This window comes from Phascolarctobacterium succinatutens (genome assembly GCF_023497905.1).
Lineage (GTDB): Bacteria > Bacillota > Negativicutes > Acidaminococcales > Acidaminococcaceae > Phascolarctobacterium_A > Phascolarctobacterium_A succinatutens.
This window is the reverse complement of the sequence record NZ_CP097284.1, coordinates 928,842-951,518: the sequence shown is the minus strand read 5'-3', so window position 1 is coordinate 951,518 and position 22,677 is coordinate 928,842. Positions and strand designations below refer to the sequence as shown.

At 50.4% G+C, this 22,677-nt stretch carries 21 protein-coding genes and 1 other RNA gene; 1 reads left to right on the top strand and 21 read right to left on the bottom strand.

The window, feature by feature from the left end:
• Positions 1–8 precede the first annotated feature (8 nt).
• From M5E81_RS04530 to pyrH, 6 genes are all read right to left on the bottom strand, one after another.
• Positions 9–887 carry a phosphatidate cytidylyltransferase gene (locus M5E81_RS04530; protein ID WP_249747975.1) on the bottom strand — a complete coding sequence of 293 codons (879 nt, stop codon included), beginning with the start codon at positions 885–887 and terminating at the stop codon, positions 9–11.
• Positions 888–1,062: 175 nt separating this feature from the next.
• A complete protein-coding gene (locus tag M5E81_RS04525) occupies positions 1,063–1,851 on the bottom strand; it encodes an isoprenyl transferase (protein WP_009146290.1) in 789 nt (262 codons plus the stop codon).
• A gap of 122 nt (positions 1,852–1,973) precedes the next feature.
• Positions 1,974–2,138: a 4Fe-4S binding protein gene (locus M5E81_RS04520; RefSeq protein WP_009146289.1), complete on the bottom strand. Its 165-nt coding sequence runs from the start codon at positions 2,136–2,138 to the stop codon at positions 1,974–1,976.
• A gap of 17 nt (positions 2,139–2,155) precedes the next feature.
• Positions 2,156–2,359, bottom strand: a complete 204-nt coding sequence (locus M5E81_RS04515) for a hypothetical protein (protein WP_009146288.1) — start codon at positions 2,357–2,359, stop codon at positions 2,156–2,158.
• Positions 2,359–2,922: a ribosome recycling factor gene (frr, locus tag M5E81_RS04510; protein ID WP_009146287.1), complete on the bottom strand. Its 564-nt coding sequence runs from the start codon at positions 2,920–2,922 to the stop codon at positions 2,359–2,361. The genes M5E81_RS04515 and frr overlap by 1 nt, the downstream gene beginning before the upstream one ends.
• Positions 2,922–3,650, bottom strand: coding sequence for a UMP kinase (gene pyrH / locus M5E81_RS04505; protein WP_009146286.1), 729 nt, complete (start codon positions 3,648–3,650; stop codon positions 2,922–2,924). Before pyrH ends, frr begins: the two co-directional genes overlap by 1 nt.
• A 215-nt stretch (positions 3,651–3,865) precedes the next feature.
• Here pyrH and M5E81_RS04500 point away from each other — a divergent pair, with 215 nt between their 5' ends.
• Positions 3,866–4,399, top strand: a complete 534-nt coding sequence (locus tag M5E81_RS04500) for an ECF transporter S component (RefSeq protein WP_009146284.1) — start codon at positions 3,866–3,868, stop codon at positions 4,397–4,399.
• 121 nt (positions 4,400–4,520) lie between these two features.
• Here M5E81_RS04500 and M5E81_RS04495 read toward each other — a convergent pair whose 3' ends face one another.
• The 15 genes from M5E81_RS04495 to M5E81_RS04425 form a co-directional block, all read right to left on the bottom strand.
• Complete coding sequence (locus M5E81_RS04495; protein ID WP_009146283.1) at positions 4,521–6,182, bottom strand: nucleoside kinase; 1,662 nt, start codon at positions 6,180–6,182, stop codon at positions 4,521–4,523.
• Position 6,183: 1 nt separating this feature from the next.
• On the bottom strand, positions 6,184–7,428 hold the full coding sequence (locus M5E81_RS04490; RefSeq protein ID WP_009146282.1) for a pyridoxal phosphate-dependent aminotransferase: 1,245 nt from the start codon (positions 7,426–7,428) through the stop codon (positions 6,184–6,186).
• Positions 7,429–7,449: 21 nt separating this feature from the next.
• Positions 7,450–9,831 carry an endonuclease MutS2 gene (locus M5E81_RS04485; RefSeq protein WP_249747974.1) on the bottom strand — a complete coding sequence of 794 codons (2,382 nt, stop codon included), beginning with the start codon at positions 9,829–9,831 and terminating at the stop codon, positions 7,450–7,452.
• Positions 9,832–9,965: 134 nt separating this feature from the next.
• Complete coding sequence (locus tag M5E81_RS04480) at positions 9,966–10,256, bottom strand: hypothetical protein (RefSeq protein WP_249747973.1); 291 nt, start codon at positions 10,254–10,256, stop codon at positions 9,966–9,968.
• A gap of 115 nt (positions 10,257–10,371) precedes the next feature.
• Positions 10,372–11,208 carry a pyruvate, phosphate dikinase/phosphoenolpyruvate synthase regulator gene (locus M5E81_RS04475; RefSeq protein WP_040565411.1) on the bottom strand — a complete coding sequence of 279 codons (837 nt, stop codon included), beginning with the start codon at positions 11,206–11,208 and terminating at the stop codon, positions 10,372–10,374.
• On the bottom strand, positions 11,189–11,857 hold the full coding sequence (locus tag M5E81_RS04470) for a transcriptional regulator CcpN (protein ID WP_009146278.1): 669 nt from the start codon (positions 11,855–11,857) through the stop codon (positions 11,189–11,191). The genes M5E81_RS04475 and M5E81_RS04470 overlap by 20 nt, the downstream gene beginning before the upstream one ends.
• 133 nt (positions 11,858–11,990) lie before the next feature.
• Positions 11,991–13,277, bottom strand: coding sequence for a replication-associated recombination protein A (locus M5E81_RS04465; RefSeq protein WP_009146277.1), 1,287 nt, complete (start codon positions 13,275–13,277; stop codon positions 11,991–11,993).
• A 48-nt stretch (positions 13,278–13,325) separates the two neighbouring features.
• Positions 13,326–13,509, bottom strand: a non-coding RNA gene (ssrS, locus tag M5E81_RS04460) — 6S RNA.
• Between the two features lie 143 nt (positions 13,510–13,652).
• Complete coding sequence (aspS, locus tag M5E81_RS04455; protein WP_009146276.1) at positions 13,653–15,449, bottom strand: aspartate--tRNA ligase; 1,797 nt, start codon at positions 15,447–15,449, stop codon at positions 13,653–13,655.
• Between the two features lie 15 nt (positions 15,450–15,464).
• Positions 15,465–16,724 (bottom strand): histidine--tRNA ligase, encoded by a 1,260-nt coding sequence (gene hisS / locus M5E81_RS04450; RefSeq protein WP_009146275.1) that lies wholly within the window; start codon positions 16,722–16,724, stop codon positions 15,465–15,467.
• Between the two features lie 32 nt (positions 16,725–16,756).
• Positions 16,757–18,223 carry a coproporphyrinogen dehydrogenase HemZ gene (gene hemZ, locus M5E81_RS04445; RefSeq protein ID WP_249747972.1) on the bottom strand — a complete coding sequence of 489 codons (1,467 nt, stop codon included), beginning with the start codon at positions 18,221–18,223 and terminating at the stop codon, positions 16,757–16,759.
• Entirely contained in the window at positions 18,224–19,294 is a 1,071-nt protein-coding gene (locus tag M5E81_RS04440) for an AI-2E family transporter (protein WP_009146273.1), read from the bottom strand.
• Positions 19,295–19,300: 6 nt separating this feature from the next.
• The gene (locus M5E81_RS04435) at positions 19,301–19,927 is read right to left on the bottom strand and encodes an MBL fold metallo-hydrolase (protein ID WP_249747971.1); all 627 of its coding nucleotides are present in this window, start codon (positions 19,925–19,927) and stop codon (positions 19,301–19,303) included.
• Between the two features lie 37 nt (positions 19,928–19,964).
• The gene (dtd, locus tag M5E81_RS04430) at positions 19,965–20,414 is read right to left on the bottom strand and encodes a D-aminoacyl-tRNA deacylase (protein WP_009146271.1); all 450 of its coding nucleotides are present in this window, start codon (positions 20,412–20,414) and stop codon (positions 19,965–19,967) included.
• On the bottom strand, positions 20,411–22,660 hold the full coding sequence (locus M5E81_RS04425) for a RelA/SpoT family protein (protein ID WP_249747970.1): 2,250 nt from the start codon (positions 22,658–22,660) through the stop codon (positions 20,411–20,413). Before M5E81_RS04425 ends, dtd begins: the two co-directional genes overlap by 4 nt.
• Positions 22,661–22,677: the final 17 nt, after the last annotated feature.

The window sequence follows — 22,677 nt, the reverse complement described above, 5'->3', positions numbered from 1 at the left end:
GCTATCCTCTATTCTTGAAACATAGATAAAGCGCTGATAATCATCAGCAGGTAATACACAACCGGTGCCGTAAACAGCAGGCTGTCGAAACGGTCCAGCACACCGCCGTGACCGGGGAAAATCTTACCGGAATCCTTAATATCAAAGCTGCGTTTGACAATAGATTCGATCAAATCGCCGACCGGAGCAAAAATTGCCACCGCCAGCGCCACTGCCACAGCATGCCACAGGGCAATGCCCAAGCAGATAATACATAAAAACAGTACGGTCACAAAGCAGCCTACAAAGCCGCAAACAGCGCCCTCAAAGGATTTCTTCGGGCTGACGCTGCAGAACGGTGTCTTACCGAAGGCACGACCGAAGAAATAAGCAAAGGTATCGCTTGCCCAGGTGCCCAAAAGCACAATCCACAGGCAGATTTCGCCGTACTCAAATACACGGAAGCCCAAATCGATATGCGGACCGCCGTCAAAGGTGCGCAGCAAAATAATGTGCGCAAACAAAAGACCGCAGTACAGCATGCCCCAGGCAGTAAGCGCACTGTTTTCTGCCCAATGCTGCTCGCCTCTGTTGCAATGCAGCCACAGGCCCTCAATCGTACTGAAAATGAAGAACAGCGCTGTGAGCATCACAATAAATGCCAACGTATAAACGCCCTCCAGCTCAAAATAATAGCCTGCGCCGGCAACCAGCACCATCAGCAGTGCGCCCACGCCACCGGTCAGCGTGTAGGCATGATAGCCCTTGTTCTCCACCATCTTGTTGTATTCGTACCAGGCCACAGCAGCCAAAACAGCAACAGCAGCATTAAAAAGCATACCACCCTTGGTGATAATGCCGACTGCCGCAATAATACCGATTACACCGGTAATAATACGTGTTAACATAGTTAAAATACATCCTTCTTTGAATTATAAAATTAATTGGAGCCCTGACGAAGTATATGGCGTCTTACCTATTTTCACCTTTCTCTAGGCAGCCGGGAAGATGCCGGAGACGAGGAAGGGCGACGACGCCGTACATACTCGTACTGCTAGGAGAACTGACGACGTATATGGTGTCTTACCGGCTGATTAGGCCGCCGAAACGGCGCTCACGCCCCTGATAAGCCAAAATCGCCTCCACCAGATGATCCGGTGTAAACTCCGGCCAGAACACCTTGGTCGTCCAGATTTCCGCATAAGCAATCTGCCAGAGCAAAAAGTTGCTGATACGCAAATCACCACCCGGACGGATAAGCAGATCCGGCGCAGGCAGGCCCTTGGTATACAAATGGTTTTCAATTACATTATTATCTATATCGTCTACGGCCAGAGTACCGTTGGCAGCTTCCGCCGCAATAGTACGCACAGCATGCAGGATTTCTGCTTGTCCGCCGTAGTTTATAGCCAAATTCAAAATAATACCGGTGTTGTTTTTCGTTGCCTCTATTGCGTGCTCCATCTTCTGCTGCACAATCTCTGGCAGACCTTTACGCGAGCCGATAAAACGCACCTGTACGTTATTTTCGTTAAATTCGTCAATCTCATTGGTCAGATAACGGCTTAAAAGCTCCATGATGAAGTTTACTTCCGTCACCGGACGCTTCCAGTTTTCTGTCGAAAATGCATAAGCACTGATAACCTTAACTCCCAGCTTATCAGCTGCACGGACAATAGTTTTCAGTGTTTCCGCTCCGGCCTGATGGCCAAAGGTGCGCACCTTGCCTTGAGCCTTAGCCCAGCGACCGTTACCGTCCATAATAATAGCAATATGCTGAGGAATATTCTGCATATCCAGATCCTCAGTATGCATTACGATATTATTCTTAGTCTTATTTTTTGTTTGAAACAAGCCTCTAAACACAAGCATCAAGCCTTTCGCTAAAATTTGTAACTTGCTTTTAGTTTTCTTTACTTTTCCCCTGATTAAAGAAGAGGCGTGCCTCCCTCTTGCGGGAGGCCGCCTTCCTGATTTTGCATTGCAGTCTTGAATTACTCAATAGCGCCAACCGGGCAGCTAGCAGCGCAAGCGCCGCATTCTACGCAGTCTTCACCGATTTCGTATTTACCGTCAACTTCAGTAATAGCGCCAACGGGGCAGGTAGCAGCACAAGTACCGCAGCCTACGCAAGAATCCTTATCAATTTTCAGAGCCATTCGTCGCACCTCCTTCCTTATCTATACACAATGGTAAGAGCTAATCTATTAGCAGACAACTGCTGTTGTCTTACTACATATCTGCGCACCTCGCGACCTTCAAAGTCTGCCTCGCTTGCACGCGGCGGCAGCAGAGACTGCACCTCATAGCTGCAGCCTGCGGCCTCCAGGCGACGGGCAGCCTCCTTGAGAGGCAGTGCCAAAACCTGTGGAATTTCCATTATACTTCCATTACTTCTTTTTCTTTGTTAGCAGCTGCAGCGTCGATTTCTTTCATAACCTTATCTGTCAGCTTCTGTACCTTTTCAGTACCCTTCTTAGCCTCGTCCTCAGTGATTTCCTTAGCCTTTTCGGTCTTTTTGATAGCATCGTTGGCATCACGGCGCAGGTTGCGGACTACAACACGGTATTCCTCAGCTTTTTTATGTACAACCTTAACCAGGTCCTTACGACGCTCTTCGGTCAGCTGCGGCAGGTTCAGACGAATGCAGATACCGTCGCTGTTCGGGTTCAGACCGAGGTCGGATTTCATAATTGCTTTTTCGATATCCTTCAGAATGTTTTTCTCCCAAGGTTGAATAACAATCATACGCGGTTCCGGTACGGTTACGCTTGCCACCTGAGTTACAGGTGTCGGGGAACCGTAATAATCAACCATAACCTTCTCCAGCAGAGAGGGAGTTGCACGGCCAGCACGCAGGCTTGCCAGATCCACACGCAGAGCAGCAACGGATTTTTCCATCTTGCTCTCGATACCGCTGATAATTTCATTAACTGTTGCCATTATTCCTTACCTCCTACCAGGGTACCAATTTTTTCGCCTGCAGCAGCACGCAGAATGTTACCCGGTTCATCAATATTAAATACTACAATAGGAATGTTGTTATCCATGCACAGGCTGATTGCAGTGGAATCCATTACGCTGAGATGACGTTTGATAACCTCGATGTAAGGCAGCTCATCAAATTTCTTCGCATCCGGATTAACTGCCGGGTCGCTGTCATAAACACCATCTACGCCTTTTTTAGCCATCAGGATAGCATCTGCTTCGATTTCCGCAGCACGCAGAGCAGCGGTGGTATCGGTGGAGAAATAGGGGTTACCGGTACCTGCGGCAAAAATAACGACTCTTGCTTTTTCCATATGGCGGATAGCACGGCGACGAATGTAGGGTTCTGCAATCTGACGCATTTCAATAGCGGTCTGCACACGGGTCGGAACCTCTAAGTTTTCCAAAGCATCCTGCAACGCCAAAGAGTTGATAACGGTTGCCAGCATTCCCATGTAGTCAGCAGTAGCACGGTCCATGCCTTTGTTGCTGCCGCTGAGTCCGCGCCAGAAGTTACCGCCGCCGTTAACGATAGCAACCTCTACCCCTGTCTCAACTACAGCCTTGATTTGCTTGGCCATAGCATATACTACTGTCGGATCAATGCCAAAGCCTTTTTCACCGGCCAGGGCTTCACCACTAAGCTTTAAAACTACACGTTTGAATTTCTTAAGTTCTGTCACGATAGCGACCTCCCATTTTTTTACTTATTCCTATACTCTATTCAATAATTATACCAAAAATACCTGCTTTATTCTACCAAAAATTTTATGAAGAATTAGCGAAAGAAATTCCCCGGCTAATCTGACCATAGATAATTTTTCTGTTCTGGCAATATTATTATAACCAAACAGCGATATAATAGTCTTTATCATCTTATAAAGAGGGGAATGTTTATATGGAACATATAGAACACAAAGCACAAAAAAGCAATGCCACCCTGGCAATCTGTATCACCGCACTGTTTATGTCGCTCAATATTATGATGAGCTCCTTCGGTCTGCCGGTACCGGGCGGTCACTTATATCTCAATGATGTTATCATCTGCACGGCAGCAATTCTGCTGGACGATCCTAAAGCAGCCTTCATCGTTGGCGGCGTGGGTGCTTTCTTGGGCGATTTATTCTTCTACCCGACACCGATGTTCGTTTCTCTGGTTACTCACGGCATTCAGGCTGTTGTTATCTGCCTCTTGGCACACCGCGGCGGCAAGGTCAGCTTCAAGGGCGCTGCTCTCGGCGTAATTCTTGGCGCTGTTATTATGGTTGTAGGCTATTCTCTGGGACGTGCTTTTATTTACAGCACACCGCACTACGCTTACATCAAGCTGCCCTACCAGATTCTGCAGGCAGCAGTCGGCGCTGTCGGCGGCCTGGTGCTTTGCTTCAAGGCAGGCCTGCTGGAGCGCTTCGACAAAATGGTCCGCAAATAATTTTTACCACATAACACAAAAGCTGTTGTACGCAAGCACACGTACAACAGCTTTTTTATTTGCGTCTGTCTGCTGCCACGGCTTGGGCAGCAGGTCTATGACAACATTATTTTTTTTACAATTACAGTGCGTCCTTAAACACACTGCCGCCGATAAATTCGCGCAGGATAGAGTTATTAGGAATAACATTATCCTCCAACGGCTTAACGTAGCTTAAAATGTTCAGAAGACGGTGCGCAGTAGTGTAGGCCATGCCTGCGGACTGCGGTACAGCACGCAGCAGCGGCTCCGCATATTTTTTCAGCACAGCTAATTCGTAAATCAGCGTAGTGTTGAAAATGATATCGGCACTGCTCTGATACGGGAAGATGTATTTTTCTTCACCATCACGCACGTCGGACCAGGTTCTCAGCGTAGTTTCCGCATCATGCGAACGAAACTGGCTGTCGCGCACCATACGGCGCAGCAGACGCATATCGGTAGTACGGATACGGTTATACTCGTCAAAGGACATCGGTGTGAGCGCACTGACATAAATTTTTATTTTATGTTCCGCCGGTACGGACGGTGTCAGCTTCTCATTCAGGCCGTGGATGCCTTCGATAACCAGCACGGAATTTTCCTGCAGCTGCAGCTCGTTACCGCGATATTCACGGCAGCCGGTGCGGAAATTGTACTTGGGCATTTTGACCTTTTCACCAGCCAGCAGACGCTGCAGATGATCGTTGAACAGCTCCAGGTCGATAGCCTCCAGACATTCAAAGTCATAGCTGCCGTCAGCCTTACGCGGCGAATCGACACGGTTTTTATAATAGTCATCCATAGAAACGGCAATCGGACGCAGGCCGTTAACTGCCATCTGAATGCTCAAACGCTGTGCCGTAGAGGTCTTGCCGGAGGAGGACGGACCTGCAATCAGCACCAGCTTCAGCTCATGGTGACTTGCCAAAATATCGGCAATATTAGCCAGCTTCTTTTCATGCAGCGCTTCCGCTACCTGAATAATCTTTTCGGCATAGCCTAAATCAATAATTTTATTGAGCTTGCCCACAGTATTGCAGTGAATCATGGCCGACCATTCTTCTGCCTCCTGATAGGCATCGTTAAGGCGCGGCTGGTCTACAAAGGGCGGCAGCACCTGCCAGTTACCGTTGTCAGGGTAATTGATAATCACGCCGTCAGCATACGGCAGCAGCTCAAAGCAAGGCACATAACCGGCATCCGGGCACATGGGGCCGAAAAGATAACCGGGTACGCCCTCCAGAAGGTTAATCGTCAGCACGGTGTCATCCGGCACCTGAGCCAGCAGCGCCAGGTTATCATCGCTGCAGATGGCGCAGGCCATATCAATAGCCTCGGATTTAGGCAGACGCAGCAGCTTAATAGACTCTTTGCGTTCTGCCATTTTGTGCATATATTCTTCAATGCTGCGGATATCCTCAGCGGTAAGCTTACGCTCGCTGTTATCCTTACAGTAGAGTGCGCTTCCCAGAGAGTTGCGCACCTCCAGATGTACATCGGGATAAAGCTTTTTGGTTGCCGCAATCAGCATAAACAGCAGCGTGCGCACATAAACACGCATGCCTACGGAATTGTTGACTTCCACGAAATCAACAGTGCCGTCGGCAGTAAGCGGACGCTGCAGGTCACATTCCTCACCGTTATAAAGTCCCATAACGATGGGAGAAGCATATTTATCGCTCAATCTTTGAGCTAAAGGCAGCAGAGTGCTGCCCTCCTCTACTTCGATAATTTGTCCATTGGACAACTGCAGCTTAAGCATTTTATTCGCCAACGGCTTGCATTGCAGCGTTGACCTTGACAGCCATACCCTTGATTTTCTTCAGAGGTACGGCGCAGACAGCGATACGCACGCCTGCAGCCAGAGGAACTGCAAAAATGTTGTCCTCATGCAGCTTTTCGCAGATTGCATCCGGGTTTTTAGCGGGGATAGACAGGAAGAAGCCTGCTACATACGGCAGCATCGGCAAACCGCATTCTTCCGCTTCCTTAGCGAACAGATCGGCACGTGCCTTAATCATCTGATAATAGTAATCACGCTCAGCGCAAACCTTTGCCAGCAGCTCGGGATCGCTGTAAATGGTTGCCAGAGTGCGCATAGCCGGACGGTTGATGTTGGACCAGGTTGCACGGCTGGTGTATTGGTTGATAGCAGCGAACTCGTCAATAACGCTCTTGTCGGAGGAAACGCCGATCATAGCGCCGGTACGCTGACCGTACATAGTGAAGCCTTTGGACATGCTGTAGCCTACAATACAGAGAATGTTGGCAGGCAAGCCGGAAAGCTTTTTAAAGATTTTGCGTACTTCTTCTTTTTCGCCGGCATAATCAATGTATGCAACGTCCAGGAAGAAAACGATGTTTTTGCCCGGTACGGCAGCTTCCTTCAGAATTGCCAGCACGCCGTCCATATCCTCGCCGCTCAGGCTGTAGCCGGTAGGATTGTGCGCCGGAGTGTTCAGCAGATACAGCAGGTTATCCTGCTTAGCAAGCAGCTCGTCAACCTTTTCCTTTAAAGCAGGCAGGTTGAATTTGTTGTTTTCGTCCAGCATTTTATAGGTGGTGAAATTGCGGCCCATATCCTGGCACAGCACCTTGTAAGCACCCCAGTACCAGTCGGAGCAGAGCACGGTATCACCGTTGTCGGTGTAGTTCCAGATAGCATGGTGGATAGCACCGGTGCCGCCTGCGGTTGCAACTGCGGCAATGTAGCCTTCCGGACGGGAGTTGCCGAAGGCAGCAGTCAGTACGCAGTCCAGATATTCAGGCAGACCGCTGATAGGTGCGTAAGCAATCATTTCGTTAGTGGAAAGACCGCGGAAAACCTCTTCTACAGTCGGCAGGCAGACGAGCTTTTCATCCTCGTCCAAAATAGCGCCGATAGTAGCGTTGGTAACGGCATCCTTGCCGTATTTGGCAGCAGCTGCCACTGCAGCAGCGTTAGCACCGAAAATTTTATCTTGGGCAGATTTACCCTTAGCGTGTTTTGCAGCAATACTCATAGTCATAGTTAAATACTCCTTTCAAAATTACAAATCAATAACCGTAGCGCCGCTGCCACCGGCCTCCAGCGCCGCCGTTTCCAGCTTTTTGACAAAGCGGTTGGTCGACAGATATGCTGTCAGGCCGGCGCGCAAGGCACCGGTTCCCTTGCCATGGATGAGGCGCAGCTGGCCGATACCGGCAATCAGCGCATCATCAATAGCTTTATCTACAACGGGAATTGCTTCATCCAGCGTCATCCCGCGCAAATCAATTTCCTGTTTGGCACTGCCTGATTTGGCAATGAACATCTGGTGTGCGTAATTGGCAGCAGCATTCTTGCTGAAGCCCTTACGCTTTTTAGGCGCAGCATCGGTATGCGCAGGCTGTGCCTTGGTCAGCAGGCATTTTTTTGCCGGCACCGTCATTTTCAGAATACCAACCTGCACTGTTACATCGTTGCCGTTGACATCGGTGATAATACCGTTCTTCCCTAAGGAAACAACAAAGACATTCAGGCCCTTCTTGGCCGTCTTGGCAGATAACGGTGCGCCCTCCGGCAGCGGTGCGTCCTCGCTCAATGTTTTGTTGAGCTTCTTGCGCGCTTCCTCTGCCGCCTGCTCCAGGCGCTTCGTATCGAAGTCAGCCTTCATGGAGCGCAACTCCTTCAGTACGGCTTCGGATTCACGGCGGCTGCGGCGGTAGATTTCATCCGCCTGCTCACGCGCCTTGCGCAGCATTTCATTCTTACGGCGCTCAAACTCGCTCTTGGAATAAGCAAGCGCGTTGCGCAGCTGCTCGCTTTCGCGGCGCAGGTCCTCAATCTCCTTACTGCCGCTTTCATAACGGCGACGTTCGCTGTCCAACTCCTGCAGTACATTTTCCATATGCACATGCTCCTGGTTCAGCAGCTCACCGGCATTTTTGATAATATCCTCAGCCAAACCCAGACGGCGACTGATGTTGAAGGCATTACTGCTTCCCGGTACGCCCATCAGCAAGCGATAGGTAGGACGCAGTGATACAGGGTCAAACTCCACGCTGGCATTTTCCATGCCCTCGTGACCGTAGGCAAAGGTTTTCAGCTCACTGTAGTGGGTTGTTACCATCGTCAGCACGCCCTGCTCATGCAGGTGCTCCAGCATCGCCATAGCTAGCGCAGCGCCCTCGTTCGGGTCCGTACCGGCACAGATTTCGTCAATCAGCACCAAATCTCCTGCCTTGACCTCGTTTAAAATGCTGATTAAATTCGTCATATGGGCAGAGAAGGTTGACAGGCTCTGCTCAATGCTCTGCTCATCGCCGATATCCGCATAAACTGCGCGGAACACCGGCATTTTTGCACTGCTTGCGGGGATAAACAGACCAATCTGCGCCATCAGCGCAAAGAGGCCTACAGCCTTCAGCGCTACCGTTTTACCACCTGTGTTAGGGCCGGTAATCAGCAGCATGGTAAATTTATCGCCCAGCTGTACATTCAAAGGCACTACCGTATCCTTCGGCAGCAGCGGATGACGTCCCTGCGCAATTTCTACGCCGCCGGACAGCACCAGCATCGGGCGTACCGCATGCTGCTCCTGCGCCAGCAAAGCTCTGGCGCAGATAACGTCCAGCGTAGTAAAGATTTCCAACGAAGCCAGCAACGCCTTCGCCTCCGCGCCCACGTTCTGCGTGAGCTGACGCAGAATACGCTCCATTTCCTCGTGCTCCTCTGCAACATAACGCTTGATATCATTGTTCAGGTTGACAACAGCCAGCGGCTCGATAAACAGCGTTGCACCCGTACCGCTCTGGTCATGCACAATACCGGGGAAATTCATCTTATATTCCTGCTTTACAGGGATAACGTAACGGTCGCCGCGCATCGTCACAATGTTATCCATGAAGTACTTCTGGTTATTGGGGTCATGCAGGATGCTGTCGAGCTTTTCCTTCACGCGATTTTTGGCAATCTGAATCGCTGTACGCAATCCGCCGAGCTTCGGCGAAGCGTTGTCCTTGATTTCGCCATACTCATCAATCGCACTGCCAATCTGCTTTTCCAGACGACTAAATTGCGTCAGCTCCGCTCCGTATTCAGCCAGATTAGGCGCAGTTTCCGCATTTTCCGCAGTAAAATCCTTCATCGAAGCAAAGGCCTGCACCGTTGTCTGGATATGCTGCAGCTCCTCCGGCTCCAATACGCTGCCAAGCTCCGCGCGCTTCACGTCAGCGGTAATATTGAAAGCACCGCCGAAGGGAAAACGTCTGCCTTCATCCAGAATGCGCAGCGCTTCCGCAGTTTCCTCCTGCAGGCGCTTAACCTTACTGAATTCACTTTCAATCTGCAGGGAAATTATTGCCTGCTTGCCTAAAAAGGTTGCGGCCTTGGAGGCCAGCATATTTTTTACTTTATCAAATTCTAATGTCTTTACAGCAAAGCGTGCCATAGTTTTTTGCACCTCTAAATCTAAATCATAATATATTATTATAGCATATTTGCAAAGCTTTGTGCTACTGCCTGCAACAGCTATTCCCTCTTACCGAGGCTGCATAAAAACGTAATCCGTTGAAAGCGCAGGCATCACTTGGCGATAAAAAGCTCGCCGTCACGCTCGTAGGCATAGCATTCCTGCTGCAAAATGCGGGCAATACGCACAAAATCATCTGTTATATCGGCATCAGTATAAGCCACCAGCATCTTTTCCGCATAGCTGCGTCCCTTATAATAGCCCACGGCATCCTGCACGAAAAAGCCGTCCGTATGCTTATACAGCACCTCGGCGAAATCGTCTATCACCTGCTGCCACGGAGCAGGCTTCAAAGCACCGTTATCATAAACAGCGCAGGGAATATGAAAAACATATCTGTGCACTAAGGCAACCTCCTTCAACCCTCTTTATCCAAAAACGGCCACCGACAGACGTTTTGCTGCCAATGGCCGTTTATTTTTCTGACTCACTGCAACAGCAGCTCAGAGCTACACTAATTTAGTTTTCGTGATGGCGTTCCTTGTTCTTACGAACATACTCCATGATAATACCGGCGGTTTCTTCAATCGCGCGGTTGGAAACGTTGATAATCTGGCAGTGCAGACGCCGCATAATGCCTTTAGCATAAGCCAGCTCGTCATCGATACGCTTCATATCGGCATAGGTCGCAGTATCGGACAGGCCCATGGTTTTCAGGCGCTCGCTGCGGATTTCGTTCAGCTTGAACGGGTCAATCAACAGGCCGATAATCTTATACGGCGGCACCTTGAAAAGCTCCTCGGGCGGAGCCAGCTCCGGTACCAGCGGCACGTTGGCAACCTTAATCTGCTTATGCGCCAGATACATACTCAGCGGAGTTTTGGAGGTACGGGAAACGCCGATAATGACAACGTCCGCCTTCAACAGACCCAGAGGATTTTTACCGTCATCGTATTTAACAGCAAATTCCACAGCCTCAACCCGCTTAAAGTATTCGTGGTCCAGAGAGTGAATCAGGCCGGCCTGATTCTTCGGCAGCAGACCGGTAGACTTTTCGATGGATTTCAGCATCGGTCCCAAAACGTCAACTACCTCAACATCACTGCTCATAGCCTTGTCCGCCATATGCTCGCGCAGCTCCGGCGATACGATTGTATAGCAGATAACCGCATGATTTGTTGCAGCCTCTTCTACAATTTTATCAATCTGTTCCTTGTCCTTTACGTAAGGAACACGGATAACATCAAATTTTTCTTCTACGAACTGACTGGTTGTTGCCTTAACTACGGACTCCGCAGTTTCACCAATAGAGTCAGATACAGCATAAATAACCGGATTAAGCTTCGTTATTATGATAATTACCCCCCTTACCCTCAGCCAGATCTACCAGCAGACGAGTAAAATTAGTTTTTGTGATACGTCCCAGAACCTGATACATGCGCTTCTTTTCATCAATGATTTTTACTACCGGCAGACAGTCGATTTCATTATCAATCAGTCTGCGAGCTGCCGAAGCGGCAGGCTCATCCGGAGTAGCTACGATGATTTTGGAAATCGGCGTCATTACCATGACCACGGGAATATCACGCAAATCATTATTATTGATAGCAGCCTTCAGTAAATCCTTTCGCGACAAAATGCCGTTCAGCATGCCTTCCTCATCCAGCACGAACACCGTTCCGACATCCTCAAGGAACATGGTAACAACTGCTTCGTAGGCGCTCTTGTCATGTTTAATCGCTACCGGTACCGACTGCAGATCCTGCACAGTAATAGCAGAAATTTCTTCCATCAGCATACCCAAAGTATTTTTACCGGTATAAAAATAACCAACCTTCGGTCTCGCATCAAGAATACCGCCCATAACAAGGATTGCCAGATCACTGCGTAAGGCAGCGCGGGTTACATTCAGCCTTTCGGCTATATGCTCGCCGGTAATAGGTCCGTCCAGACGTACAATTTCAGCAATTTGCTTCTGCCTGTTGCTTAAAGCTATGATCTTCACACCCTTTCTGTCTAATACAATAGTCTATAATATAGGTATAGTATACACTATTAACAGAAAAAATGCTAGATTGCGACACAAATAATTTCTGCAAATTTTAGCTGTATAGCTTAAATTTCTAATTGTGTTATTTTTATCTGCGCCCCTTGTCCTGACCGTGACCGCTGGGAATGTAATAGCGCGTTCCCACCAGCTCATCCGGCAGGTACTGCTGCTCCACCCAGCCTCCGGGGAAGTTGTGCGGATATTTGTAATCTATGCCGTGCCCCAGCTTGGCAGCACCGGGATAATGCGCATCACGCAAATGCTTGGGCACACTACCGCAGTTACGGCTGCGCACATCCGCACGCGCCTTGGCAATGCCCATATAGGCTGTGTTGCTCTTGGGTGCGTTGGCAATATAGCATACTGCCTCCGCCAACGGTATCTGCGCCTCAGGCCAGCCTACAAAATCCGCAGCCTGCGCCGCAGCATTGGCTACCACCAGCGCCTGCGGGTCAGCCAGGCCTACATCTTCCGCCGCACAGATAACGACGCGACGTGCCACAAAGCGCACGTCCTCGCCACCCTCAATCATGCGCGCCAGATAATGCAGCGCAGCATCCGCATCGCCGCCGCGCATGCTCTTGATAAAGGCGCTGATGATATCGTAATGCTGGTCGCCCTTCTTATCATAACGCTGCAGCGCCGTACCGATAACACTGCGCAGCGTTGCTACCGTCAGCACACGCTCGCCCTCCTCCGGCAGCATGAACTCGGCCTGCTCCAGAATGTTCAGCGCACTGCGAGCATCACCTGCCGCAAAATCGGCAATAATCCTCAGCGCCTCAGGCTCCGCCTTAAAGCTGTTGCCAAAACCACGCTCCGGGTCGGCAATCGCACGCTCCAGAATCTGCTGAATCTGCGGTGCCTGCAGTTTTTCCAGGCGCACCACCTTCATGCGCGAAAGCAGCGGCGAATTGATTTCGAAGAAAGGGTTTTCGGTAGTAGCACCGATGAGCACTATCGTGCCGTTTTCCACGTAAGGAAGCAGTACATCCTGCTGCGCCTTGTTGAAGCGATGAATCTCGTCGATAAACACGATAGTACGGCCGCGTCCGCTACGCCTGTCCTCCTGCGCCTTGGCGATGAGCTTGCGCAGCTCGGGCACACCGCTGGAAACGGCGTTAATGGCCTCAAACTTTTCGCCGGTGACATGCGCGATGACCTTCGCCAGTGTTGTTTTGCCGGTTCCAGGAGGTCCGTAAAATAGTACGGACTGCAGTACATCACGCTCAATCATACGGCGCAGCGGACTGCCTGCGCCCACGGCGCTCTCCTGCCCCACAAAATCGCTGAGGCGTTCTGGACGCATGCGGTCAGCCAAAGGCTTCGTCTGTCGCTTTTCAGTTTCAAATAAATTACCGAATAGATTTTCCATCGCTTTTTACCTGTATCTTTCTGTGACGAAAATTATCTCATAAAAAAATTAATCCCCACAATGCCGTCCAGCTCCGTGTTTTGAACCTGCATGTGCAGGTGGGTGCCTTCCCTACCAATCGCAAACGTCCACTCAAAGGAGGCATGTTTTTGAAAGAAGGAGTATCAGGCTCCCTAGGTTAGAGTGTTGGCTCAAAACCTTTGGAGCAATGTAACGAACATCGCAGGGGTATAATTAACAACTATTCTTCAATTGTCTTTAACTTCTATCGACATACATATAATACCAAAAATGGAAGCGTTTTTCAACGCTTCCATTAAAAATTTTTGAATATTTATTTCGCTTTATCCACTTGACAGAAGCAGGCTAAAGTGCTTATTTGTCTTCTTTGTCCTTCTTCATCAGCAGGCTGGTCTTGATGTGCAGCTCACGCAGCTGTTTTTCATCAACATCGTTAGGAGCCTGAGTCATCAGGTCGGATGCGCTCTGAGTTTTCGGGAAAGCAATTACGTCGCGGATAGAATCGCGCTGAGCCATAATCATGATCAGACGGTCCAGACCGAATGCCAGACCACCGTGTGGCGGAGCACCGTATTCGAATGCGTTCATCATGAAGCCAAACTTCTCTTGTGCTTCCTCATCGGACAGGCCGATAGCTTCGAATACCTTCTTCTGTACGTCGCGGCGATGAATACGGATGGAACCGCCACCGATTTCGGTGCCGTTCAGAACCATATCATAAGCCTTAGCATATACCTTGCCGGGGTTGGTCAGCAGCAGCGGCAGGTCCTCGTCACGCGGAGCGGTGAACGGATGGTGCATTGCAACATAACGTTTTTCTTCCTCATTGTACTCGAACATCGGGAAGTCAACTACCCAGGTGAAGGCCAGCTTATCCGGATCAATCAGACCACGGCGTTTAGCCATTTCGATACGCAGTGCGCCCAGAGAAGCAGCAACTACAGACGGTTTATCGGCAACGAAGAGCAGCAGGTCACCTGCTTCAACTTCAGCAGCTTTTTTGATTGCTTCGATGTTTTCATCGCTGAAGAATTTAGCGATGGAGGATTTTACGCCGCCTTCTGCCGGGAATTGCAGCCAAGCCATACCCTTAGCACCGTAGATGCCGCAGAATTTAACGAGCTCATCCAGCTGACGACGCGGAATATCTGCATATCCTTTTACGTTAATGCATTTTACCTGACCGCCGTTAGCGATAACATTGTTGAATACCTGGAAGGTGCAGCCTTGAACAGCTTCGCTGACATTTTTCAGCTCCATGCCGAAGCGCAGGTCCGGTTTATCGCTGCCGAAACGATCCATAGCATCGTCCCAGGTCAGACGTTGGAAAGGAATCTGGATATCCTTGCCCAGAGCACCCTTGAAGATGTGGTGAATTAAGCCTTCCATCAGCTCCAGGATTTCGTCAACTTCCATGAAGGACATTTCCATATCCAGCTGGGTGAATTCCGGCTGACGGTCTGCACGCAGGTCCTCATCACGGAAGCAGCGGGCGATTTGGAAATAACGCTCCATACCGGCTACCATCAGCAGCTGTTTGAAGATTTGCGGAGATTGCGGCAGTGCATAGAACTTGCCGGGGTTTACACGGCTCGGAACGAGGTAGTCACGAGCACCCTCCGGAGTGGATTTGCACAGCATCGGAGTTTCAATCTCGAGGAAATGGTTATCATCAAGATAGTCGCGCATCAGTTTAGCAACTTTGTGACGCAGAATCAGATTGCGTTGCATTTCCGGACGGCGCAGGTCCAGATAACGGTATTTCAGACGCAGGTTTTCATCGGTATCAATGCCGTCTTTGATGTAGAACGGAGGAGTTTTTGCACCGTTCAGCACTTCGATATCATGTGCCAGTACTTCGATAGTACCGGTAGGAATGTTTTCGTTGATGGTGTCCTCATCACGCAGACGTACATTACCAATTACTTTGATAACATATTCGTTACGGATGTCCTCGGCAGTTTTGAAGCTGCTGCCGGCGCTTTCGGGATCGGCAACAACCTGCACGATACCGCTGCGGTCACGCAAATCGATAAAAATCAATCCGCCGTGGTCACGTCGTTTAGCAACCCAGCCACACAGTACAACCTGTTCGCCGGCTTGCTCCTTGGTCAGCACACCACAATGATGGCTGCGTTTTTCATTAATCATCTTTAGCACCTCTACTTATAAAGTATTGAAATAACTAATAATATCATTAACAGCGATTTCATGTTGCTCGCTTGTTGCCATGTTACGCACAGTAACGGCATTACGGCTGAGCTCATCCTCGCCAAATATTAACACTTGCTTAGCTTGGAATTTGTTGGCCTGCTTCATCTGGGACTTCATGCTGCGGCCGTTAAAGTCATATTCAACCTTAAAGCCTGCACGACGCAGCTCGATGGCGGTTTTGAAAGCCAGCGCAAAGTTTTCCTGCTTGGGGCAGACAACATATGCGTCAATGCTTTCATCAAATTCGGGCAGCAGATTCTGCTTCTCCAGAGCCAGCAGCACGCGCTCCATACCCATAGCAAAGCCGATGCCGGGGCGGGCTTCGTCACCGCTGATTTCCTGTACCAGTCCGTCGTAACGGCCGCCGCCGCAAACAGCGCTTTGTGCGCCCAGCGGAGCGTACTGGATTTCAAAAGCAGTTTTTGTATAATAATCAAGGCCACGCACAAGATTGTGGTCAACCTCATATTCAACACCAGCAGCGGTCAGCAGCTGTTTCAGGCCCTCAAAGTGTTCCTTGCACTCATCGCACAGGCATTCCTCCAGGCTCGGTGCGCCCTCGCCCAGCTCATGACAGTGCGGATTTTTGCAGTCCAAAAGACGCAGCGGATTGCGGTCGAAGCGGCCTTGGCAATCCTTGCACAGCTCGTCGAAGTTAGGCTTGAAGAAAGCCTGCAGCTTTTCTCTGTGCTGCGGACGACATTTGGGGCAGCCTACGGAATTGATTTTCAGCTTCAAATCCTTCAGGCCCAGACTCTGCAGTACCTGCACAGCCAGCAGAATGATTTCCGCATCGACATTCGGACCGGTTACGCCCAGAGCTTCTACACCGAACTGGTGGAACTCACGCAGACGGCCTGCCTGCGGACGGTCATAACGGAACATAGGTCCGATGTAATAGAACTTCGTGGCAGCGTCATCCTTGCTCAGCTTATGCTCAACGTAAGCGCGGACAGCACTGGCGGTGTTTTCCGGACGCAGGGTAATGCTGCGGTTGCCGCGGTCGGTAAAGGTATACATTTCCTTTTCAACAACGTCGGTGGTATCACCGATACCGCGTTGGAAGAGCTCTGTATGCTCAAACACAGGAGTTCTGATTTCTTTGTAGCCATATTGTGCGCAAATTTTGCGCATGGTTTCTTCCAGATAACGCCATGCGTTAACGTCGGAAGGCATAATATCCTTCGTACCTCTGGGTGCTGTTGTCAGCATAGTCTATCCTCTCCTAACGGCACTCATGCCTATTACAGGTCTGTGCCTTCTATATTAAACAAATCACGGCGACGCTCTGCCAGTTCCTGCAGGCGCGCTCCATACACTGCCACATTTTTCGGCATATTCAGTTTATGCAGATGGTGTCCGTCAGGCAAAGGCACCTTGCTGGCAGATGCAGGTCCCACACCAATCACCGGATGACGTTCCTCCATCATCTGGATATTATAGATACTTTCCGTACCCGGCTTGGCATAACCGATGTTTGCCAGATGCCCCAGCATATAATGCTGGCGGTACAGATAGTAAGGCTCTAACCCAATCGCAGCAGCCATCTCAGCGGCCCGCTGCACCATTTTTTCCGCTGCCTGCGTAGTCAGCACTGCCTGCTCCTGCTTTTGAAAGAGCGGTGCGCTGCGCTTCAGCGTAAGCGTATGCACAGTAAGATTCTCCGGCGCCAGCTTTACTGCCTGCTCCAAAGAATATGCAATCTCCTGCTCCGTTTCCTGCGGCAGACCGATAATCAGATCCACATTCACAACAGGAATCCTGCTTTTGCGCACAAGCTCATAAGCATTGTAGAAATCCTTAACGCTATGACGCCTGCCAATCAGCTGCAGTGTTTTGTCATGGAAGCTTTGCGGATTGACGCTGATGCGGTTCACTCCCGCCGCCTCCATCGCCGCCAATTTAGCCGCACTGAAGCAGTCCGGGCGACCGGCCTCCACCGTGAACTCGCGCAGATGCCGCAAGCCTTCGCAGTTGCTTTGCAGCAGTCTTCGTTCCACAGCCTGCAGCAAACGTGCAAATACCTTATCACTCAGGCTCGTGGGCGTACCGCCGCCGATATAAAGTGATTTTACACGCAAGCTATGCATACCTATTAATTGTACCACATTTTGCAGGTCTTGTTCAATCATATTTACAAAGTTTTGCTGAGATTCTTCATCCTGCGGCACAATTCCCGCCGGGAACGAGCAATAGCTGCAGCGCGAAGGACAATACGGCACGCCGATATAAATACCGGTATCCGTAAGGCGCGTACTGTCGCTGAGGATATGATTCTGCTTAAGAGCAATGTCCGTAAGCAGCCTTCCCTGCGACATTGGCAGCAAATAGTTTTCGCTCAGATATTCCGGCAAGGCCGCAGCCTCTACACCGCCGTCCAGCAGCTTATGCGCCAGCTTCGTCGGCCGCACGCCCGTAAGAATACCCCATGGCAGCTTAGGCTGCAGACCGGTAAGCTCGGCAAAAACCTTCAGCACGACGAGCTTCACGCAACGTGTTATATCACCGCTCGCCGCAGCTTCGCTGCAAGGCTCGCTCGCTGTAAAGCTTTGCTCCGCACCTTGCAGGCAGGCGCTGATACAGCCGTGCTCGCGCGCAAGCGTCAGCGTCAGCGCAGCGGACGGCGCCGGCTGATAGCCAAAAAATGCGGCCATGTCGCTCACAGGCCGCGCAGCATCAAGCTCCAATGTATTACGTAAGCAAAAAAACATTTAATTCTCCCGTCCTTCACCGGCATGCCACAACTGCTTGTACAGCACTCTGTAAACCGCTGCTACAGGTACGGCAAAAACCATACCGAGAATACCGAACAGCTTAGCACCGATGAGCAGACTGATAATTAAAACTACAGGATGCAAATCAATCTTCTGTCCCATGAGCTTAGGCATAATAAAATTGGCATCCAGCTGATAATATACCAGATAAAAAAGCGCTACATGAAAGGCAGCCTCCGGCGCCTGACCGTAAGCGATAAATACAGCAGGCACAGCGCCCATCAGCGGGCCGACTACAGGTACCGTTTCGGCAAGGATGGCCCAAAAGCCAAGCACCAGCGGAAAATCAATACCCAAAAAAGCCGTGCCGATGGTAATCACGAAGCCGGAAATCAGGCTCAGCTTGCCCATGCCGCGCACATAGGCGCTCATGGTTCTGCCGATTTCGTCCACAACCTCCGCCGCCTTCTCCTGCGCGTCGTAGTTGAACAGATTAATCACCATCAAGCGCAGCTCGCGCCAATCCTTAAGAAAATAAAAGGCAAGGAAGGGCACGATAATCAGTCCTATCAAGCTCTGCACAATCCCCAGACTGGACTGGACAAGATTACGCAGCACCGTTCCTACAAAGCCCATCGCCCAGTTCAGCAGACCGTTGACCAGCATATTGAAATCGGACGGCAAGAGCGGAATGGTAGACGGGTCCTTAAGCATGCTGTCCAAATCCTGAAGATTGGATTTGACGGCCAATGCCGGCAGCTTTTGCAGGAACTCGTTCATCTGCCCGAAGAGCGGCAGAATAATGAAGCCGATAATCATAAAAATAAAGATACAAAAGGCCATTAATGCCAGGATAATCGCCACCACGCGCGACAGCTTAATCATGCCATGCGCCATGCGCACCTGCGCGATAGCATTAACCAGCGGATAAAGTGCGAAGGCCAGGCCTACTGCCAGCAGCAGCGGCAGTAAAAAGCCTGCCATTAAATATAAAACATAAGAGATTGCTGTAACAACACCCAGCTTAAAGAAGGTGCTTTTACGTATTTGAGGCCAATATTTCAGCATAATGTTTTATTGCAGGAAAGGATTCCTGCGACGCTCCCAGCCCACGGTAGTAGCAGGTCCGTGGCCCGGCAGCAGCTTAACGTCGTCATCAAGCACCATCAGCTTTGTTTTGATGGACTGGATTAGTGCGCGATAGCTGCCTCCCGGCAAATCGGTGCGTCCGATAGATTCGCAGAAAATAGTATCACCGGCAAAAACTACCTTGCCCGGCGCGTAGTAATAACAGAAGCCGCCTTTGGTATGTCCCGGCGTAGCAAAAGCTTCAAACTTCATGCCTGCCAGCTCCAGCACATCACCGTCATGTACAAGGTGGTCCGCAGGCTCATTTTTCAATTCTTCACCGATAAAGAAGGAAAGGTTTCTGTTCGGCTGTGTCAGGCAGTCAGCATCATCCTCGCCGATATATACCGGCGCACCGGTAGCCTTACGCAGCTCTGCCAGCGCACCGATGTGATCGCTGTGACCGTGAGTCAGCACGATAGCGACAACCTTAGCCTTAGCCTGTTCAATCATTCTCAGAATGGTCGGGCAATCTCCGCCCGGATCGAAAATAACGCCTTCACCGATAGCTTCGTTTACGGCAAAATAACAGTTGGTAGCAAGCATACCTGCTTCAACATGATAAATCTTCATTCTTCAACCTCCGTTGATAAATCTATGCACAATATAATTATAACAGCTTCGTGCTGTCCAGCAAAATAGTTACCGGACCGTTGTTCACCAGCTCTACCAGCATATGCGCGCGGAATACGCCAGTTTCTACCGGCAGGCCTGCCTTGCGGCAGCCGTCGACAAAGCGCTCATAATAGGCGTTGGCCACATCAGGCGCTGCCGCCGCCGTAAAGGACGGACGCTTGCCGTGGCGGCAGTCACCGCACAGGGTAAACTGAGAAACCGCCAGAATCGCACCGCCTACATCCTTCACCGACAGGTTCATCTTGCCTGCCTCATCCTCAAAAATGCGCATACCGCACACCTTGTCGATAATATAGGCCAGATCCTTATCGGTGTCACCCTCGGCCACCCCCAGGAGCACCAGAAGGCCCTTCTGTACCTCGCCGGTAATCTTTTCATCTACAGTAACATTGGCGCGGTCTACACGCTGTACAACTGCTCTCATTTCTTCTTGCCTCCGCTGCCGTTCGCCGTAGAAATCAGGCGCTCAACAGAATAAACACCCTTCATGCGGCGGATACGGTTCATAAAATATTCCAGCTGCTCCAGGCTCATGATATCAAGTCCCATATGCATGGTAGCAATTTTATTCTTATCTGTGTGACAGGCAAGCGAGAAAATATTAATCTTCGTTTCGCTCGTCACATTCATAATATCGCTCATCAGTCCGGTTCTGTCTACGGACGTAATCACGATATTAACCTTATAGACATCATCAATGCCTACATCCCAGGCAACCTCAATTAAGCGACGCTGCTCCTCGGGGTTATTGGTCAGGATATTGGGGCAGTCCGCACGGTGTACGGAAATGCCGCTGCCGCGCGTAATATAACCGATTACCGGGTCACCGGGAATCGGGTTGCAGCAGCGCGCCAGCTTAACCATGATGCCTTCCTCGCCCTTAACGAGGATGCCGTGGCTGGCCTTAGCCTTAGATTTTCGCGGCTTCAGCTCTGCCAGTACCTGCGCCAGGTCCTTGGCGGTTTCCAGCTTCTGCTCTTTTTTATAGATTTCCACCAGCTTGGACATAACAGTGTTCAGTGTAACACCGCCGTAGCCCAGTGTTGCCAGCAGATTTTCATCCGTATCAATGCGGATTTTGCTGCCTGCTTCCTTCAGCTTTTCCGGAGACATCAGCACCTTAGGCTCGTAGCCGAGGCGTTTAACCTCACGCTCCAGCATTTCACGGCCCTTGACGATATTTTCCTCACGGCGCTCCTTCTTGAACCAGCTTTTGATTTTGTTGCGTGTATCGGAAGAGCCGACAACATTAATCCAGTCACGGCTCGGGCCGTTGGACTGCTTGGAGGTGATAACCTCTACGATATCGCCGTTCTTCAGCTGGTAGTCAAGCGGTACGATGCGTCCGTTGACCTTGGCACCTACGCAGCGGTTGCCTACGTCCGTATGGATGCGGTAAGCGAAGTCAATCGGCACACTGCCTACAGGCAGGTCGATAACATCACCGCGCGGCGTAAAGACAAAGACCTCATCGGCAAAAATATCCATCTTGACCGTGTTGACAAAGTCGCGCGAATCATTCATATCCTTGTGCCATTCCAGCAGCTGACGCAGCCAGCTCAGCTTGGCATCAAAGCCCTTGTCACCGCCGGCTGCAGGCTTGCTGCCGCCGCTTTCCTTATAGCGCCAGTGCGCAGCGATACCGTATTCGCTGATGCGGTGCATCTCAAAGGTACGGATTTGGATTTCCAGCGGCTGACCGCCATTGGAAAGCACTGTCGTATGCAAGGACTGATACATATTGGATTTCGGCACCGCTACATAGTCCTTGAAGCGGCCCGGAATAGGACGCCACATGCTGTGTACGATACCCAGCGTTCCATAGCAATCCTTAACGGTGTCTACCAGCACACGGATGGCCAGCAGATCATAAATCTCGCTCAGCTGCTTATGGTCACGCAGCATTTTCTTATGAATGCTGTAAAAGTTTTTCGGTCTGCCCTGAATTTCGCAGCGGATACCGGCCTTCTCGACAGCGTCCTTCAACGTTGTCATAGCCTCGTTAATCATATCCTCACGCTCACGGCGTTTAATTTTTACCTGCTCTACCAGGTCGTAATAAATATCCGGCTCCATATAACGGAAGGCCAGATCCTCCAGCTCCCATTTAATGGTATAGATACCAAGACGATGTGCGAGCGGCGCATAAATCTCCAATGTTTCCCGAGAAATAGACTGCTGCTTATGCACAGGCATATACTTCATCGTGCGCATATTATGCAGACGGTCAGCCAGCTTAATCAGTACAACGCGGATATCGCGTGCCATCGCAAGAAACATTTTGCGATAGTTTTCAATCTGGCGGTCTTCCTTGGAAATATATTCGATTTTACCCAGCTTGGTAACACCGTCTACCAGGTTTGCTACCACGGTGCCGAACTGCTCTTTGATATAGTCCAGCTTATAATCCGTATCCTCTACTACATCATGCAGAAAGGCAGCAGCCAGTGTTTTGTCATCCATCTGCAATCCCACAAGGATGCTGACAACACCAATCGGATGGATAATATACGGTTCACCGGATTTACGTGTCTGCGCAGCGTGCGCCTTGGCTGCCAGCTCATAGGCCTTACGGACAAAATCTACCTGCTCCGGCGCAAGATATTCTTCTATACGCGCAAACAATTCATCTATATCAGTAATATTAGTTATTGCGTTTGTTGAGGGCATTCTCCCCACTCCCATCT